This window comes from Tardiphaga sp. 709 (assembly GCF_032401055.1).
In the GTDB taxonomy this organism is placed as follows: Bacteria; Pseudomonadota; Alphaproteobacteria; order Rhizobiales; family Xanthobacteraceae; genus Tardiphaga.
The window spans coordinates 5,840,534-5,857,498 of sequence record NZ_CP135529.1; the positions used below are offsets into that span (position 1 = coordinate 5,840,534).

At 61.3% G+C, this 16,965-nt stretch carries 11 protein-coding genes; 9 read left to right on the top strand and 2 right to left on the bottom strand.

The window, feature by feature from the left end:
- Window positions 1–8: 8 nt before the first annotated feature.
- The 6 genes from RSO67_RS27965 (at window position 9) to RSO67_RS27990 (ending at window position 8,442) form a co-directional block, all read left to right on the top strand.
- On the top strand, window positions 9–1,208 hold the full coding sequence (locus RSO67_RS27965) for a dihydrodipicolinate synthase family protein (protein ID WP_315841510.1): 1,200 nt from the start codon (window positions 9–11) through the stop codon (window positions 1,206–1,208).
- A gap of 1 nt (window position 1,209) precedes the next feature.
- The gene (locus tag RSO67_RS27970) at window positions 1,210–2,073 is read left to right on the top strand and encodes a sugar phosphate isomerase/epimerase family protein (protein WP_315841511.1); all 864 of its coding nucleotides are present in this window, start codon (window positions 1,210–1,212) and stop codon (window positions 2,071–2,073) included.
- Window positions 2,074–2,459: 386 nt separating this feature from the next.
- A complete protein-coding gene (locus RSO67_RS27975; RefSeq protein ID WP_315841512.1) occupies window positions 2,460–3,167 on the top strand; it encodes a helix-turn-helix domain-containing protein in 708 nt (235 codons plus the stop codon).
- A gap of 1 nt (window position 3,168) precedes the next feature.
- Window positions 3,169–4,365, top strand: a complete 1,197-nt coding sequence (locus tag RSO67_RS27980; RefSeq protein ID WP_315841513.1) for an efflux RND transporter periplasmic adaptor subunit — start codon at window positions 3,169–3,171, stop codon at window positions 4,363–4,365.
- Between the two features lie 116 nt (window positions 4,366–4,481).
- Entirely contained in the window at window positions 4,482–7,571 is a 3,090-nt protein-coding gene (locus tag RSO67_RS27985; protein WP_315841514.1) for a MexW/MexI family multidrug efflux RND transporter permease subunit, read from the top strand.
- A gap of 127 nt (window positions 7,572–7,698) precedes the next feature.
- Entirely contained in the window at window positions 7,699–8,442 is a 744-nt protein-coding gene (locus RSO67_RS27990) for a hypothetical protein (RefSeq protein WP_315841515.1), read from the top strand.
- A 3-nt stretch (window positions 8,443–8,445) separates the two neighbouring features.
- Here the strand turns inward: RSO67_RS27990 and RSO67_RS27995 are convergent, their stop codons facing one another.
- Both RSO67_RS27995 and RSO67_RS28000 read right to left on the bottom strand, forming a co-directional pair.
- Window positions 8,446–9,909, bottom strand: a complete 1,464-nt coding sequence (locus RSO67_RS27995) for a UdgX family uracil-DNA binding protein (protein WP_315841516.1) — start codon at window positions 9,907–9,909, stop codon at window positions 8,446–8,448.
- A gap of 21 nt (window positions 9,910–9,930) precedes the next feature.
- Window positions 9,931–11,172 (bottom strand): putative DNA modification/repair radical SAM protein, encoded by a 1,242-nt coding sequence (locus tag RSO67_RS28000; RefSeq protein WP_315841517.1) that lies wholly within the window; start codon window positions 11,170–11,172, stop codon window positions 9,931–9,933.
- Between the two features lie 159 nt (window positions 11,173–11,331).
- Between RSO67_RS28000 and RSO67_RS28005 the strand changes: the two genes are divergently transcribed.
- Genes RSO67_RS28005 through RSO67_RS28015 form a run of 3 tightly spaced genes read left to right on the top strand, consistent with a single transcriptional unit; the run spans window position 11,332 to window position 16,950 of the window.
- Entirely contained in the window at window positions 11,332–12,123 is a 792-nt protein-coding gene (locus tag RSO67_RS28005) for a DNA repair protein (protein ID WP_315841518.1), read from the top strand.
- Complete coding sequence (locus tag RSO67_RS28010) at window positions 12,017–13,603, top strand: DNA polymerase Y family protein (protein WP_315841519.1); 1,587 nt, start codon at window positions 12,017–12,019, stop codon at window positions 13,601–13,603. The genes RSO67_RS28005 and RSO67_RS28010 overlap by 107 nt, the downstream gene beginning before the upstream one ends.
- Window positions 13,600–16,950 carry an error-prone DNA polymerase gene (locus RSO67_RS28015; protein WP_315841520.1) on the top strand — a complete coding sequence of 1,117 codons (3,351 nt, stop codon included), beginning with the start codon at window positions 13,600–13,602 and terminating at the stop codon, window positions 16,948–16,950. The genes RSO67_RS28010 and RSO67_RS28015 overlap by 4 nt, the downstream gene beginning before the upstream one ends.
- Window positions 16,951–16,965: the final 15 nt, after the last annotated feature.

Consider the following 16,965-nt stretch of genomic DNA (forward strand, 5'->3'; position numbering starts at 1 on the left):
GGTTCGCCATGAACAAGCCAGTCATGCCCACGTCGACTGCGTCGTCGCTGTCGCTGAAACTGCCGAAGGCCGATCGTTCGATCGAGACCTATCGTCTCGCAGCATCGCGCACGTTTCCGGCCAAGCTGGAAGGCGCGCTGAACCGCATCGCCTTCTCGGCGGCGCATATCGTCGCCGACCCGCTGGCGGAGTGCGATCCGTGGCTCAATCAGACCATCGATTGGGACCGCACCATCGCATTTCGTGAACACGTCTGGGATCTCGGTCTCGGCGTCGCAGAAGCGATGGACACCGCTCAGCGCGGCATGGGTATGGACTGGCCGACCTCGCTCGAACTCATCACGCGCTCCGTCGCGGCGGCCAAGCCGCGCGGCGCGCTGGTATTCTCGGGCGCCGGCACCGATCACCTCGCGGTGGAGGATGCCAGGTCGATTGATGACGTGATCAAGGCCTACGAACAGCAGTTCGAAGCCATCGAGAAGGTCGGCGGTCGCATCATCCTGATGGCGTCGCGTGCGCTGGCCAAGCTCGGCAAGAGCGCCGAGGATTACGGCCGCGTCTATGACCGCATCCTGTCGCAGTCGGCGCAGCCGGTGATCATCCACTGGCTCGGCGACATGTTCGATCCGGCGTTGGCGAATTACTGGGGCACGTCGAGCCTCGACACCGCGATGGATATCGCGGTCGATGTCATCAACCGTAACGCCGCCAAGGTCGACGGCGTCAAGGTGTCGCTGCTCGATGCGCAGCGCGAGATCGACATGCGTCGCCGTCTTGATCCCAAGGTCAAGATGTATACTGGCGACGATTTCAACTATGCGGAACTGATCGCCGGCGACGACAAGGGCTTCTCGCACGCGCTGCTCGGCATCTTCGATGCCATCGCGCCGGCCGCGTCTTATGCATTGTCGCGTCTGGCGGCAGGCGACGAGGCCGGCTTCCACGACGTACTCGGCCCAACGGTGCCGCTGTCGCGTCACATCTTTAAGGCGCCGACGCGGTTCTACAAAACCGGTATCGTGTTCATGGCCTATCTCAACGGCCATCAGGACCACTTCACCATGATCGGCGGGCAGGAGAGCACGCGCTCGACCCAGCATCTCGCCGAACTGTTTCGCCTCGCCGACAAGGCGGGTCTGCTCGCCAATCCCGAATTGGCGACGCAGCGCATGAAGGCGATCATGGCAACGCGCGGGATCGAAGCCTGAGATGCGTGACTTTTCCAACGACCATCGCTGGCTGTCGCTGAACACGGCGACAGTCCGCAAGCAGGGCGACTTCGTCGCGATCGCCGAGGCCTGTGCACGTCACAAGATCCGCGGCGTCTCGCCGTGGCGCGATCAGGTCGCCCATGTCGGTCTCGACAAGGCCGTGAAGGCGGTGCGGGATCATGATCTCGAACTGTCCGGTTATTGCCGCGGCGGGATGTTCGTCTCGGACGAAGCCCATCGCCAGCAGCAGCGCGACGACAACAAGCGCTGCGTCGATGAAGCGGTGGCATTGGGCTCACCGTGCATCGTGCTCGTCGTCGGCGGGTTGCCGCAATATTCACGGCCGGGCTCTGCGCCTTCGAAGAACATCATCAATGCGCGCGCGCAGGTCGATGATGGCATCGCCGAGATGATGGAATATGCGAGTCAAGCGAAGATGCCGCTGGCCATCGAGCCGCTGCATCCGGCTTACGCCGCCGACCGCGCCTGCGTGAACACCACCGAACAGGCGCTTGATATCTGCGACCGGCTCGATCCCAACCGCACCGGCATGCTCGGCGTCGCCCTCGACGTCTATCACATCTGGTGGGATCCGGAGCTGCACGCGCAGATCGCGCGGGCAGGGCAGGACCGTCTGCTCGCATTTCACGTTTGCGACTGGCTGGTGCCGACGAAGGATATCCTCAACGACCGCGGCATGATGGGCGACGGTGTCATCGATATCCGCAGCGCACGTGCTGCTGTGGAAGCGCAGGGCTTCGCCGGTTATTCCGAGATCGAGATCTTCTCGGAGAACTGGTGGAGCAAGTCGATGGACGAGGTGCTGACGACCTGTATCGAGCGGCACAAGACGGTGGTGTAAAGCACGGTTTAGCGTCGAAACGCACGAACCTGACAGGCCAAAGCGGGGAAACCTGCAGAGGCCGCGTCCCAGGAAGCGCGGCCCCAGGAACAGAAATCGCCCATAGCAGTCGCAGACTGCGTAAACTTGTCTGCGGTGTGGCGCGCCGTGAGGCGTTGCGCGGTTGCAGCTTACCGGCGTTCCGGTGGAGCGAATCGCGACAGAAACCACCCTTTGCGCCTCACGGCGCGCTGCCACCCCTCATCTTGAGGGGGGCGCATAGCTCGGGCGCATTTGCGTCGTGAGGATGCAACACTGTGGCGGCCAGATACCACCTGCAGTCATTCTCCGGATGCAACGCACCATTTTCTTGACACGAATAGAGGTGAGTGCTTACTCACGACGCTATGAGCACACTTCGAATGACCCATGACCTCAGGCGCGAGCTGATCCTCAGCGCGGCGAAGCGATGCTTTGCGCGCAATGGATTTGCCGGCACGACGACCAAGAGCGTGGCGGCTGCGGCGTCGATTTCAGAAGGCTTGCTGTTCAAGCACTTCCCGACCAAGTCGGCGCTCTATGCCGAGATCCTGGCGGAGGAATGCGAAGCCGATCCCGCACTGAACAAGTTGCTCGGTTTGCCGCCGTCGACCGAGACGCTGGTGATTTTGATTCGCGGCATGGTCGGGCACTTCCTCGACATTCCGCGCGATCCCGATCCCGATCATGAAGAGGCGCAGCGCCTGCGGCTAATGGTCATCAGCCAGTTGCAGGACGGCGAATTCGCCCGGCTGCTGTTCGACAAGATCGGCGAACTGATCGGCCCGACCTTTACGGCGTCACTTGAAGACGCTGTCCGGACGGGCGATGCGGTCCGGATCGGAAAAGAGCCGATGGGTCTTTTCTGGTTTGCGCACCACACTGCGATGATGGCGGCGTTATCGCGCCTTCCCTCGGTTCCCTGTTTGCCTTATGCCAGCACCGCCGACAACGAGCGGCAACTTTGTGAGTTTATTCTCCGCGGTATCGGACTGAAAGACACGGCGATCGCGATGTATATCGATCGCGAGCTTCCGGCGTACCTGATGCCAGCGACTACGACAGAAAGCGCATGACATGACACTCACGACCGAACCCAGCAGCAGCACGGCGCCGCGCGCGACTGTCGAGAAGCCGCGTCCGCGTCCGCGGATGGTGCGTTGGTTCATCATCGTTGGCATTCTGCTGGCGATCCTGGTGGGCGGCCTGGTGGGCTTCAACGCGTTCCGCGCCCACATGATCAAGCAGTTCTTCGCCACCATGAAGCCGCCGCCGACTGTGGTGAGCGTTGCCGATGCCAAGTCCGAAGTGGTGCCCAACCTGATCAGCGCCGTCGGCGATCTCGCCGCCGTGCATCAGGTCAACGTCACCTCCGACGTCAACGGCCGCATTACCGACATCCAGTTCACCGCGGGCGCGACCGTCAAGGCCGGCCAGCCGCTGGTGCAGCTGTTCGACGGACCGGACCAGGGCGACCTCGCCAACTTCAAGGCGGCTGCCACCGTGGCACGCATCAATCTCGACCGCGCCAAACAGCTCGCCGAGCGTCAGGTTGGTCCGCAGGCCACCGTCGACACCACGCAGGCGGCGTATGATCAGGCGCAGGCCAATATCGCCAAGACCGAAGCGGTGATTTCGCAGAAGCAGGTGCGCGCGCCGTTCGACGGCGTGCTCGGCACGCGTCGGGTCGAAGTCGGCCAGTACCTGACGGCCGGCACGCAGATCGTGTCGCTCACCGACCTGTCCGCCGTCTACAACAACTTCACGGTCACGGAAAAAGACTCCGGCAAGCTGCAGGTCGGTCAGGCTGTGCGCATTTCGGTGGACGCTTATCCGGGCCGCAAGTTCGAGGGCAAGATCACCACGATCGAGCCGCAGATCAGCGCGGATACGCGCAACATTCGTGTTCAGGCGACGCTGCAGAATCCGGAAGGCATCCTGAAGCCGGGCATGTTCGCGACCACCACCGTGGTGCTGCCGAACAAACCGGCTGTCATCACCGTGCCGGAGACTGCAGTCGACTACACGCTCTATGGTGACTCGGTTTACCTGATCACCGAGAAGAAGACCGACGATGGCAAGAGCGAGCTCTCGGCGGTGCGCACCTTCGTGCGCACTGGCGACCGCATCGATGGCCGTGCAGTGATCACGCAGGGCCTGAAAGCCGGTGATCGCGTCGTGGCGGTCGGACAGCTCAAGTTGCAGTCCGGTGCGCTGGTGTCGATCTCGACCGATCCATTGCCGCAGATTCCGGCGAAGCCGCCGCTGAACTGAAACCCGATGGACGGGCCGCGAAATGCGGTCCGTCCCGGTTCATCTGAATGAATTTTCTCGCATCGTCGCGCGGCCTGTGATGGCCGGCAGATGGTGCCGATGACGGAGCGACCGCAATGGTCTTCACGGATATCTTCATCAAGCGCCCGGTGCTGGCACTGGTCGTCAGCCTGCTGATCCTGCTGATCGGTTTCAAGGCTGCAACCAGCCTGCCGATCCGTCAGTATCCGAAACTGTCGAATACCGTGATCACCGTCACCACGGTGTATCCCGGCGCGTCGCCGGACCTGATGCAGGGCTTTATCACCACGCCGATCGAGCAGGCCGTCGCGGCTGCCGAAGGCATCGACTACATGACGTCGGCATCGACGCAGGGCCAGAGCCTGATCTCGGTCTATATCAAGCTCAACGTCGATCCCAATGCCGCGCTCACCGAAGTTCTGTCGAAGGTCAATTCGGTAAAGTACCTGATTCCGAAGGAAGCCAACGACCCCGTCATTCTGAAATCGACCGGTTCGACCACGGCCGTCATGTATCTCGGCTTCTCCAGTGAGGAACTGTCCGGCTCGGCGATCTCCGATTACCTGACGCGCGCGGTGCAGCCGATCCTGTCGACGGTGGACGGCGTGGCGTCGGCCGAAATCCTCGGCGGTCAGACCTTCGCGATGCGCCTGTGGCTCGATCCGCTGCGCATGCAGGGCCGCGGTGTATCTCCGGACGATGTCGCTGCGGCGATTCGCGCCAACAACTTCCAGGCGGCAGCGGGGCAGACCAAAGGCTATTACATCGTCTCCAATGTGACGGCGAATACCGACCTGCAGAACGTCGAGCAATTCAAGCGCATGACGGTGAAAGCCAAGGATGGCGGCTTTGTCCGTATGGAGGATATCGCCACCGTCGAGCTTGCCGCGCAGAGTACGGACGCGAGCGTGGCGTTTAGTGGTGAGCGCGCGATCTTTATCGGCGTGCAGTCGACGCCGCTCGGCAATCCGCTCAACATCGTCAAGGGCGTGCGCGCGCTGTTCCCCGAACTCGAGCGTAACCTGCCGCCATCGCTGAAGATGAAGGTCGCCTACGATTCCACCAAGTTCATCACGTCGTCGATCGAGGAAGTCGAGCACACGCTGATCGAAGCCGTTGGCATCGTGATCGTGGTCATCTTCCTATTCCTGGCTTCGTTCCGCTCGGTCATCATTCCGGTGGTAACGATCCCGCTGTCGCTGGTTGGCGTCTGCAGCCTCATGCTCGTCATGGGCTTCAGTATCAATCTGCTGACCCTGCTGGCGATGGTGCTCGCCATCGGCCTCGTGGTCGACGACGCCATCGTGGTGGTGGAAAACATCCACCGCCATCTGGAGGAGGGTAAATCGCCGGTGCAGGCGTCGCTCGAAGGTGCGCGCGAGATCGTTGGCCCGGTCATCTCCATGACCATCACGCTGGCGGCGGTGTATGCGCCGATCGGCTTCATCGGCGGTTTGACCGGTGCGCTGTTCCGCGAATTCGCCTTCACGCTGGCGGGCTCGGTGATCGTATCCGGCGTTATCGCGCTGACGCTGTCACCGATGATGTGCTCGGTGCTGTTGAAGCAGGAAGAGCCGGGCTGGTTCGCCAAGAAGGTGGACAAGGTGTTCGGCGCTACCACGCGCTGGTATGGCCGGCAGCTCGATCGCTCGCTGGACTATCGCCCCATCACGGCGATGTTCGCCGTTGTGATCCTCGGTCTCGTCGGCTTCATGTACATGAATACGTCGAAGGAGCTGGCGCCCGAGGAAGATCAGGGCATTCTGTTTGCGGTGACCAAGGCACCGAAATACGCCAATATCGACTACGCGGATTTCTACGGCGATCGCATGGATGAGGCGTTCAAGAAGTTCCCGGAAACCGATCTGCGCTTCATCATCAACGGCACCAACGGTCCGAGCAACGGCATCGCCGGCATGCTGCTGAAGCCGTGGGACGAGCGCAAGCGTTCGTCCACGCAGCTGAAGCCGCTGGTGCAGGCCGAACTCAGCAAGATCGAGGGTGTCAACGCCTTCGCATTTAACCTTCCGGCGCTGCCGGGCGGTCCCGGCGGTCTGCCGATCCAGATGGTGATCAGCTCGACCAACGGTTTCCAGTCGGTCTATGAAGAGATGGTCAAGTTGAAGGACACCGCGCGCAAGAGCGGCCTGTTCATCGTCAGCGACAGCGATCTCGATTTCAATCAGCCGGTCGTGCGCGTCTCCATCGATCGCTCCAAGGCCAACGACCTCGGCATTACGATGTCGAGCATCGGCAATACGCTGGCGACGCTGCTCGGCGGCAACTACACCAACCGCTTCAACCTCGAGGGGCGCTCCTACCAGGTGATCCCGCAGGTGCCGCGCGGCATGCGGCTCTCGCAGGATTCGCTGGCGAACTACTATGTGCCGACGATCACGGGTCAGCAGGTGCCGTTATCGACGCTGGTGAAGGTCGAAACGGGCACCAACCCGAACGCGCTGTCGCACTATAACCAGCTGAACTCGGCGACCTTCCAGGCGGTGCCGATGCCCGGCGTGACGGTGGGGCAGGCGGTCGACTTCCTCGAAGGGGCGGCCAAGCAACTGCCCTCGGGATTCAACCACGACTATCTCGCCGACAGTCGGCAATATGTGCAGGAGGGTAACCAGCTCGCGGTGGCGTTCGGCTTCGCGCTGATCATCATCTTCCTGGTGCTGGCGGCGCAGTTCGAAAGTCTGCGCGATCCGCTGGTGATCATGATCACGGTGCCGATGGCGATCCTGGGCGCGTTGATCCCGCTGTTCTTCGGTCTGGCGACGATCAACATCTATACCCAAGTCGGTCTGCTGACGCTGGTGGGCCTGATCTCGAAGCACGGCATCCTGATGGTGGAGTTCGCCAACGAGTTGCAGCTCAAGGAAGGCCTCGATCGTCGCTCGGCCATCGAGATGGCCGCCCGCGTGCGTCTGCGTCCGATTCTGATGACCACGGCCGCGATGGTCACCGGCCTGCTGCCGCTGCTGACTGCAGCGGGCGCAGGCGCTGCGAGCCGCTTCTCGATCGGCCTCGTGGTCGTCTCCGGCATGATGATCGGCACGCTGTTCACGCTGTTCGTGCTGCCCGCGGTGTATGTCGCTGTCGCCACCGATCACCGCGCCAGCAAGGAAACGGAACGCGCCAAGCAGATCGAGGAATTCGATCTGGAGCACACGCGGACAGCTTGATCGCACCGACGCGGCCTTGCGAAGCTGAGCTTGCGGGGCCACATGGTTTGAGGTTGGATGGCGGATCGCTTCATGCGATCCGCCATTATCTTTTGGCGGCCCGCATTGCCCCCACAGGACCCACCCCATGACCCGCGATTTTCCGGCCGGCAATTATCGCTATATTCCCGCAGTGTTTCAGTATTCCAGCGGCGTTGCCGCCAATGCGGATTTCGAGATCGAGCGCGTGCGTTTCGACACATGGCTGCCATTGGCCGATGGGTTCGCGCGTATTGCCGATTACATTCTCGCGGCCGATCGCCCGCTGACATCGTTCTGCGCCTGCGAACTGCGCTCGCCTGCAGTGGTCGACGAAGCGGGCTTTCGGAAGTTCAACGAGCACTATGTCAAGACGCTTGCTGAATGGGGCATCTTCGACGGCACCAACAATCCCGTCGCGCGCAGCAATGTGTGCCTCGAGATCGATCCGCCGAGTGAACCGTCGTTTTACGCGTTCTCGTTCACGCGGCCGGCGTTGGGCGCCAAATCGAGTTTCGTGATCGCCGGCGGCGCTGAAGCGCGGGGCGGTCCCGGCACATATCCCGAGCGCATCACGCGCTATCGCGAGACCTCGCCGGACGCGTTCCGGGAGAAAACGCGGATGACCATGAGCAATATGGAAGAACGCCTCGGCACCTTCGGCTTCTCGTGGAAGGACACCACCGCAACGCAGATCTACACGGTGCAGGATTTCCATCCCGTGGTGGCCGATGAACTGGTCAAGCGCGGTGCGTCGCGGCAGGGCATGACCTGGCATTTTGCGCGGCCACCGGTGGTCGATCTCGAATTCGAGATGGATACGCGGCGTGTGATGCGTGAATTCGTGATCTGACCGTCAGGCAGCGCGCGCTGATTTGCTGAGATGCGCGGCGACGATCCGCAGATCGTCGACGAAGTGCGCGTATTCGCGCGCTTTGGCATCTTCATTGGGCAGGCGCAGCAGATAGGACGGATGCACGGTGACCAAGACCTGCGTGCCGTCGTCAGCCTCGATGATCCGGCCGCGCGTCTTGCCGATCGGCGTGATCTTGCCGAGCACGCTTTGCGCGGCTGTCGCGCCCATCGCGACGACGAGCTCGGGTTTCACGGACGCTTTTTCGCGCTCATACCAGGGACGGCACGCCTTGATTTCCGGCGTCGCCGGCCTCTGATGCAGGCGGAATTTTCCGCGTGGCACGAATTTGAAATGCTTCACGGCATTGGTGACATAGACCTTTTCCCTGACAATGCCGGCTTCCTTCAGCGCCTTGTCGAGCATCTGTCCGGCCGGTCCGACGAACGGCTTGCCGGCAAGATCTTCTTTGTCGCCGGGCTGTTCGCCGACCATCATCACAGAAGCATGCTGCGGGCCTTCGCCGAACACGGTTTGCGTCGCATCTTTCCACAAATGGCAGGCACGGCAATCATCGGCTTCGTCGCGCAATGCGGCAAGATTTTCCTTCCCGGTATGTTCGGCCATTTTGGTTGCATGCGACTTGACCATCGTCTCCTCCCGACGTTGCGGTTTCTTGGGCGCGCTGGCTTCTGCCGCGATCATGTCACCTGTGATGCGTTCAGCTTCCGCGATCAGCGGCTTGATCAGCGCGGCTTCGGGCAGGTTGTGCCAGTATTTCTTCGGCATCTCGTTTTGCATTGCCTTGGTCTTCAACCGCGCCGGGTTGAAGATGTTGGCGTAATAGGTCAGCCACACCTCTTCGAGCCGATCCTTGGTCGGCGCATCGGCCTTGCTGACACCGGGCGTGATGGAAATCGCGTGACCGTCCCAATGCGCACAGAGATCCGGCGTCAGGATCGACCACGCCATGTCGGCAAAGCGCCGCGCGAAGAACGGCGCGGCGAGTTCGACGATGTGATGTTCGGGCTCGAACCAGGCGACGAAATGCGACTTCGGCTCGCGGCCGATTTCGCGAAACCGCACGAAAGCATGCATCTTATGCTCGTCGCGCCGGACAGCCTTGGCCATCGCCTGCAATTTCGCAATGTCGGAATCGATCGCGACATGGATCAGATCGGGATTGTCGCGTAGCCGCCATAGCAAACGATAGAGCAGGGCGAAGCGTTCGGGATCGCGATGCAGGATCGCAGTTTCGGCGAGTTCGACGAATTTGGCCGGAACGTTGAACGTGCCTTTTGCAGCGTCGGATAGCGACGTTGCTGGCGAGGCAGAAAACAATTCAGGCTCGGCGCCTGCAACCGTCCATGTCACATCGCCGGGGGCAATGTTGTTGAGCGCCAGTTTGCGTGCCGCCCTGCGCCAGCCTTCGAAATCGGTGTCGCTCTCCAGCACGATACTGTGCATCGGGTCTCCTGAAATGAAATTCTAGAATCCAAATCCCAATTGGGTTGCCTTCGGTTTGAACCGCTCCGCCAGTTTTGCGCTGTCCAGCAAATTCACGGCGGGGCGATGATCCGGAAGAACGATGAAAGGCAGTGCCTTGTTCCGCGGGATATGCAGCCGGGCGAGATCACCGACGCGGATCGACGAGATGCGGCGCGTTTCGATGATCCGCTGCACAGCCTTGGCGCCGAAACCGGGCACGCGCAAAAGGTCTTCGCGGCTGGCGCGGTTGACGTCGAGCGGGAAGCGCTCGCGGTGTCGCAGCGCCCAGGCGAGTTTCGGGTCCATGTCCAGCGACAGCATGCCGTGGCTGTCATCGACGATCTCGTCGGCGTCGAAGCCGTAGAAGCGCATCAGCCAGTCGGCCTGATACAGCCGATGCTCGCGGATCAGCGGCGGGGCTCGCAGCGGCAGCGAACGACTGGCATCGGGGATCGGGCTGAAGGCGGAGTAATAGACGCGCTTGAGATTGTAGGACCCGTAGAGATTGGCCGAGGTCCGGATGATGGTTGAATCATTGGCGCTGTCGGCGCCGACGATCATCTGCGTGCTTTGCCCCGCGGGCGCAAAACGCGGCCCGACCTTGCCGCGCGGCGTCGGCTTGCGACCCTCGCGGGCTTCATCGAGCTTCAACCGCAATCGACCCATGGTGCGACGAATGGCGCGGACGTCTTTCTCCGGCGCCAGCTTCGCCAAACTGTCCTCCTCGGGCACCTCGATATTGATGGAGAGGCGGTCGGCATATTTGCCGGCCTCGGTGATCAGTACATCGTCGGCTTCCGGAATAGTCTTGAGATGGATATAGCCGCGGAAATGATGCTCCTCGCGCAGTTTTCGCGCGACGGCGACAACCTGTTCCATCGTGTAATCGGCGCTGCGGATGATGCCCGACGAGAGAAACAGTCCCTCGATGTAATTGCGCCGGTAGAAATCCAGCGTCAGCTGCACCACTTCGTCGACGGTGAAGCGGGCGCGCGTCACATTGCTGGAGGCCCGGTTGACGCAATAAAGGCAATCGTAATTGCAGGCATTGGTGAGCAGGATCTTCAGCAGCGAGATGCAGCGGCCGTCCGGCGCATAGGAATGACAGATCCCCATGCCTGCATCGGTCGAGCCAATGCCTTTGCCGTCGCGGGAGTCCCGTTTCTCGGTACCGCTGGACGCACAGGACGCGTCGTATTTCGCGGCATCTGCCAGGATCTCCAGCTTGCGCTTCACGTCCATGTTCAAAAATCCCTTTGATTTCAAATGCTAAAAAAGCGGCTGATGATCCCGATTGACTCGGCTTGCCATCTTAGCTTTATAGAACATATCATGAACAAATGGGCCGGCAATGGGTTCACTAAAAACCCGCCACGGCAAAACAATTTCGAGGAGCGGCGCATGACCGGCGCACGCATGGCCACGCTCGCGCAATTGCGCGGCAGCATCGAACGCATCGAGACCCACAGCGATACCTATGCGCCGGATCGCGTGTCGCTCGGTCATGCCGAGGCGGACGCGGCGCTGCAAGGCGGGCTCGCACGTGGCACCATGCATGAGGTGTTCGCCGAAGGCCGTCACAGCGCGGCGGCCACGGGCTTTGTCGCCGGCCTTGCGCATCGTGTCTCGGCAAAGCGGCCGCTGCTGTGGATCCGGCAGGATTTCTCCGAACGCGAATGCGGCGCGCTGGCCATGAGCGGCTGGCGGGAACTCGGTCTCGATCCGCGCTTGCTGGTCACTGTGCGCGCGCCCGATGTGGAGACGGCATTGCGGACCACGGCTGATGCGCTGGCCTGCGATGCGCTGGGCAGCGTCGTGCTGGAGACTTGGGGCGACAGCAAGCAGTTCGACTTGGTCGGCAGCCGCAAGCTCACGCTGGCAGCGCGCGGCTCTGGCGTCACGTGCCTGTTGCTGCGGACTGCAGGCGTTCCGGCCTCGAGTACGGCAGAGACGCGCTGGATCATCCGCTCCGCGCATTCGCCGCCATTCAAGCCCTGGCAATCATGGGGCGCGCCCATGCTCGACGTACAACTGGTTCGAAATCGTCATGGCTCGAACGGGCAATGGATCATGGAATGGAAGTGTGATGAGTGCGTTTTCCGTGACACATCGGCGCATCCTCAGCCTGTGGCTGCCGCGCCTGCCAACCGACCGCATCAAACGTCAGCTCGCGCGCAACGGCGCGCCAGCTAATCTGCAAGCAAGTATTGTCGTCGCCAAGCAAAGCAATGCGCTGCAGATTTCCGCGCTGGACGATGCCGCGGCTAAGCTCGGCCTTGAACCAGGTCTGCCGCTCGCCAATGCCCGTGCGGTCTGTCCGGACATTCAGGTGTTCGATGCTGATCCTGTTGCCGATACGCAGGTACTGACCGACATCGCCGATTGGTGCGACCGCTTCACGCCACTCGTGGCGCTGGATCTGCCGCATGGTCTGTTTCTCGACATCACCGGCTGTGCCCATCTGTTCGGTGGCGAGGCCGCACTGATGAAGCAGCTCTGCGCGGCGCTGTTGCGACAGGGTTTTATTGTCAGTGCAGCGATTGCGGGGACAGCGACATGCGCGCGCACGCTCAGTCGATATGCACATGGCCGGATCATCGCCGCGGGCGAGGAGGCCAAGGCAGTGACGCCGCTGCCGTTGTTCACGCTCGGCGCCGATGAGGCGATCATCCGTGGATTGCGCCGCGCCGGCTTGAAGACCATCGGCGATGTCGCCTCGCGCTCGCGCCCCGAAATCAGCGCACGTTTCGGTGCGGAATTCACGACGCTGCTGGAGCAGGCGCTGGGGCAAAGCGATGCGCCGATCTCGCCGCGCAAGCCGCTGCCGGATTATATCGTCGAGCAACGTTTCGCCGAACCGATTGCCACCGATGGCGTGATTACGCTGACACTGGCAAAGCTGGCACGCACGCTGATCGATGCGATGGACAGGCAAGGCAAGGGCGCGCGGCGGCTGGAAGCGGCGTTCTTCCGCACCGATGGCGCAGTGCGCGTGATCACGGCGGAAACCGGTCAGCCGGTGACCCAGGGCGAGGTAATCGACCGGTTGTTCCGCGAGCGACTGGACGCGATTGCCGATCCGCTCGATCCCGGATTCGGCTTCGATATGATCCGCCTGTCGGCCAGCCGCACCGAGATTGTCGTGCAGCAGCAGCGCGACCTCGATGCTAATGTGCATGCGAACGATGAACTGGCCGATCTGATCGACCGTATTGCTGCGCGGATCGGGCCGCGGCGTGTGCTGGTCTATCTGCCTGTCGAGAGTCATATTCCGGAACGCGCGATGCTGGGGGTGCCGGCACAGCATCATCTGGCTGCCGCGATGCAGGCAGCATGGCCGGTACGTGAAGACGAGCCGCCTTTGCGGCCGTTACGGTTGTTCGAGCAGCCCGAACTGATCGATGTTCCGCTCGCGGAGTTTCCAGACAAGCCACCGAAGAAGTTCACCTGGCGACGCGTCTCCCACAACGTTATCCATGTGGAGGGCCCGGAGCGTATGTCGATGGAGTGGTGGCGTGCGCAGGAGGCGAAGCCGACGCGCGATTACTTTCGTGTCGAGGATGAGGCAGGTCAACGCTTCTGGCTCTTTCGCGACGGGCTGTATGGCGAGATCAGGGATGCGGACGATCAAGTCGTTTCGCCGCAATGGTTCGTGCATGGGCTGTTCGCATGAGCACGGGCGGCGCTGGCGCGCCTGACTATGCTGAAATTGGCGTCACCAGCAATTTTTCGTTCCTGCGCGGCGCGTCGCATCCGCAGAACTATGTGCATCAGGCCAGTGCCGAGCGGCTTTATGCCATTGGCATTGCCGATCACAACACCATGGCCGGTGTGGTGCGGGCCCTTGCCGAGCTGGACCACAAGGATCTGGTCTACAAACCGAAGCTTCTGATCGGCACGCGGCTGGTTTTCAATGACGCTACGCCCGACATCCTTGCCTATCCGTGCGATCGCGCTGCCTATGGTCGACTGTGCCGGTTGCTCAGCATGGGCAAGCTGCGTGGCAACAAGGGTGAATGCCTGCTGCAGCTCGGCGATCTCGCGGAGTTGAGCGAAGGGGTGTTGCTTGTTCTAATGCCGACCTATCGGATCGACAGTGATCTTGTCCTGCGCACGCTCGATGCACTATCGGGCCTGCCGGCGGAAGGCATCTGGCTTGGCGCCAGTCCGTTTCATCGCGGGGATGACAAGCGTCGTCTGGCAAAGCTGCAGCGCATCGCATCCACTGCGCGTGTACCCCTGATCGCCACCAATGACGTGCTCTATCACACGCCAAATCGCCGCATCCTGCAGGACGTGGTCAGTTGTATCCGTGAAAAGACCACCATCGAGCAGGCCGGCCGCGTGCTGGAAATGAATGCCGAGCGGCATCTCAAGCCGGCTGCTGAAATGGCGCGGTTGTTTCGCGATTATCCGGATGCGATCCGCGAGACCATCCGTTTTGCCGATCGCATCACGTTTTCACTGAACCAACTCCAATACCAATATCCCGACGAACCGGTCCCGCCGGGAAAGACCGCGCAGCAGCATCTCGCGGATCTGACCTGGGAGGGATATGCCCGGCATTTCCCGAATAGTGTCGATGAGACGCTCGAAGCCACCTTACGCAAGGAGCTCGCGCTCATCGCCGAGCTCGGTTATGCGCATTACTTCCTGACCGTGCATGACATCGTTCGCTATGCGCGCAGCCAGGATATCCTGTGTCAGGGGCGGGGCTCGGCTGCCAATTCGGCAGTTTGCTACATGCTCGACATCACCTCGGTGAATCCCGCCGAGGTCGATCTCCTGTTCGAGCGCTTCATCTCCAAGGAACGTCTGGAGCCGCCGGACATCGACGTCGATTTTGAACACGTCCGGCGCGAGGAGGTGATGCAATATGTTTATCGCCGCTACGGCCGGCATCGCGCGGCCATCATCGCCACCGTCATTCATTACCGGCCGCGCTCGGCGATCCGTGATGTCGGCAAGGCGCTGGGGCTGACCGAGGACGTCACCTCGGCATTGGCCGACACTGTCTGGGGCAGTTGGGGCAAGGGCCTCAACGAGATGCAGGTCAAACAGGCGGGGCTTGATCCATCCAATCCGATGATCATGCGTGCAGTCGAGCTTGCCACCGAGCTGATCGAATTTCCGCGCCATCTGTCACAGCATGTCGGCGGCTATGTGCTGACGCAGGATCGGCTCGACACCTATGTGCCGATCGGCAATGCGGCGATGGACGACCGTACCTTCATCGAATGGGACAAGGACGATGTCGACACGATGAAGATGATGAAGGTCGATGTGCTCGCGCTGGGCATGCTGACCTGCATCCGGAAATGTTTGGATCTGGTCGCTTATCACAAAGGACAGCGTTACGAACTCAAGGACATCAAATCCAAGGATGATGATCCGGTTTACCAGATGCTCCAGCGCGGTGAATCCCTCGGCGTGTTTCAGGTCGAAAGTCGCGCGCAGATGAACATGTTGCCGCGCCTAAAGCCGCGCACCTTCTACGATCTCGTCATCGAAGTCGCGATTGTTCGCCCGGGCCCGATCCAGGGCAACATGGTGCATCCCTATCTGAAGCGGAGAAACGGAATCGAGAAGGTCAATTATCCATCGCCGTCACCTGAACATGGCGATGAGGACGAGTTGCGAAACGTTCTGCATAAGACCCTTGGCGTTCCGCTGTTTCAGGAGCAGGCAATGCGCATCGCTATCGAGGCCGCGAAGTTTACGCCTGAAGAGGCTAACGGATTGCGGCGAGCGATGGCAACGTTTCGCAATGTCGGCACCATGCACACCTTTGAAGAGAAAATGGTGAACAGCATGATCGCGCGGGGGTATCCGAAGGAGTTTTCGGTAAGCTGTTTCGATCAAATCAAAGGGTTTGGAAGCTACGGTTTCCCCGAAAGCCATGCGGCTAGCTTCGCGCAACTTGTCTATGTCTCGTCATGGCTGAAACATTATCATCCGGATGCATTCTGCTGCGGGCTGTTGAACTCACAGCCGATGGGGTTTTATGCACCTTCGCAGATCGTGCGTGATGCGCGCGACAACGGCGTCGATGTGCGCGAGATCGACGTGTCCTTCAGCCATTCGCAGAATACTCTGGAAGAACGGAGCAGAAGGCATTGCGCTGTTCGCCTCGGCTTTCGCCAGATCGATGGATTCAAATGGGCGGATCCGGATGAGGAGCGCGAACGTGAAAAAGCTGGCAAGCCGCCGGGAGAAGATTGGGGCAAGCGCATCGTTGCCGCGCGAGAGCGACAGCTTTTCACCTCGCTGGAAGATTTCGCCCGCGATACGGCTTTGCCAAAACGCGCGCTGATCATGCTGGCCGATGCCGATGCATTTCGCTCGATTGGGCTCGATCGCCGTGCCGCACTATGGGCGGTGAGGCGACTGCCCGATGATGTGCCGTTGCCGTTGTTCGAGATTGCGAGCGCTCGCGAACAGCCGGACGAACATGCGGCACCGCTGCCGCAGATGCCTTTGCCCGAACAGGTGGTCGCCGATTATCAGACCATCCGGCTGTCGCTGAAGGGACATCCGATGGAGTTCCTGCGCGCGAATTTCACGCGGGAAAAAGTGGTGACCTGCGCGAGCATTGTGCATGCCAATGACAGACGGCGCGTGCGCTGTGCCGGCGTCGTGCTGGTGCGGCAGCGGCCGGGCAGTGCCAATGGCGTGGTCTTCATGACACTGGAGGACGAGACCGGCATCGCCAATATCGTGGTATGGCCGAAGGTGATGGAGCAGTTCCGCAGGGAGGTCATGGGTTCCAGACTCGTCCTGGTCGAGGGGCGCATCCAGAGTAGTCCAGAAAAGGTCGTCCATCTGGTTGCCGAACGGCTGATCGATCGCTCGGACGACCTGAAGTATCTTGGCAACGATGCGCTTGGCGGACCCCGACAAATGCTGTCAGGCCCCGAACCGGTCAATGACGATCGCCGCGAGCATCCCGACAATCCCGCCCAGCGCATTCGCCATCCGCGCAATGTCCGGATACTGCCGCGCTCGCGGGATTTCCATTAAGCGCCGTTCAGAAAC

Coding starts and splice junctions, on each gene's coding strand:
- RSO67_RS27965 (WP_315841510.1), top strand. CDS start 9: ATGAACAAGCCAGTCATGCCCACGTCGACTGCGTCGTCGCTGTCGCTG.
- RSO67_RS27970 (WP_315841511.1), top strand. CDS start 1,210: ATGCGTGACTTTTCCAACGACCATCGCTGGCTGTCGCTGAACACGGCG.
- RSO67_RS27975 (WP_315841512.1), top strand. CDS start 2,460: ATGAGCACACTTCGAATGACCCATGACCTCAGGCGCGAGCTGATCCTC.
- RSO67_RS27980 (WP_315841513.1), top strand. CDS start 3,169: ATGACACTCACGACCGAACCCAGCAGCAGCACGGCGCCGCGCGCGACT.
- RSO67_RS27985 (WP_315841514.1), top strand. CDS start 4,482: ATGGTCTTCACGGATATCTTCATCAAGCGCCCGGTGCTGGCACTGGTC.
- RSO67_RS27990 (WP_315841515.1), top strand. CDS start 7,699: ATGACCCGCGATTTTCCGGCCGGCAATTATCGCTATATTCCCGCAGTG.
- RSO67_RS27995 (WP_315841516.1), bottom strand. CDS start 9,909: ATGCACAGTATCGTGCTGGAGAGCGACACCGATTTCGAAGGCTGGCGC.
- RSO67_RS28000 (WP_315841517.1), bottom strand. CDS start 11,172: ATGGACGTGAAGCGCAAGCTGGAGATCCTGGCAGATGCCGCGAAATAC.
- RSO67_RS28005 (WP_315841518.1), top strand. CDS start 11,332: ATGACCGGCGCACGCATGGCCACGCTCGCGCAATTGCGCGGCAGCATC.
- RSO67_RS28010 (WP_315841519.1), top strand. CDS start 12,017: ATGAGTGCGTTTTCCGTGACACATCGGCGCATCCTCAGCCTGTGGCTG.
- RSO67_RS28015 (WP_315841520.1), top strand. CDS start 13,600: ATGAGCACGGGCGGCGCTGGCGCGCCTGACTATGCTGAAATTGGCGTC.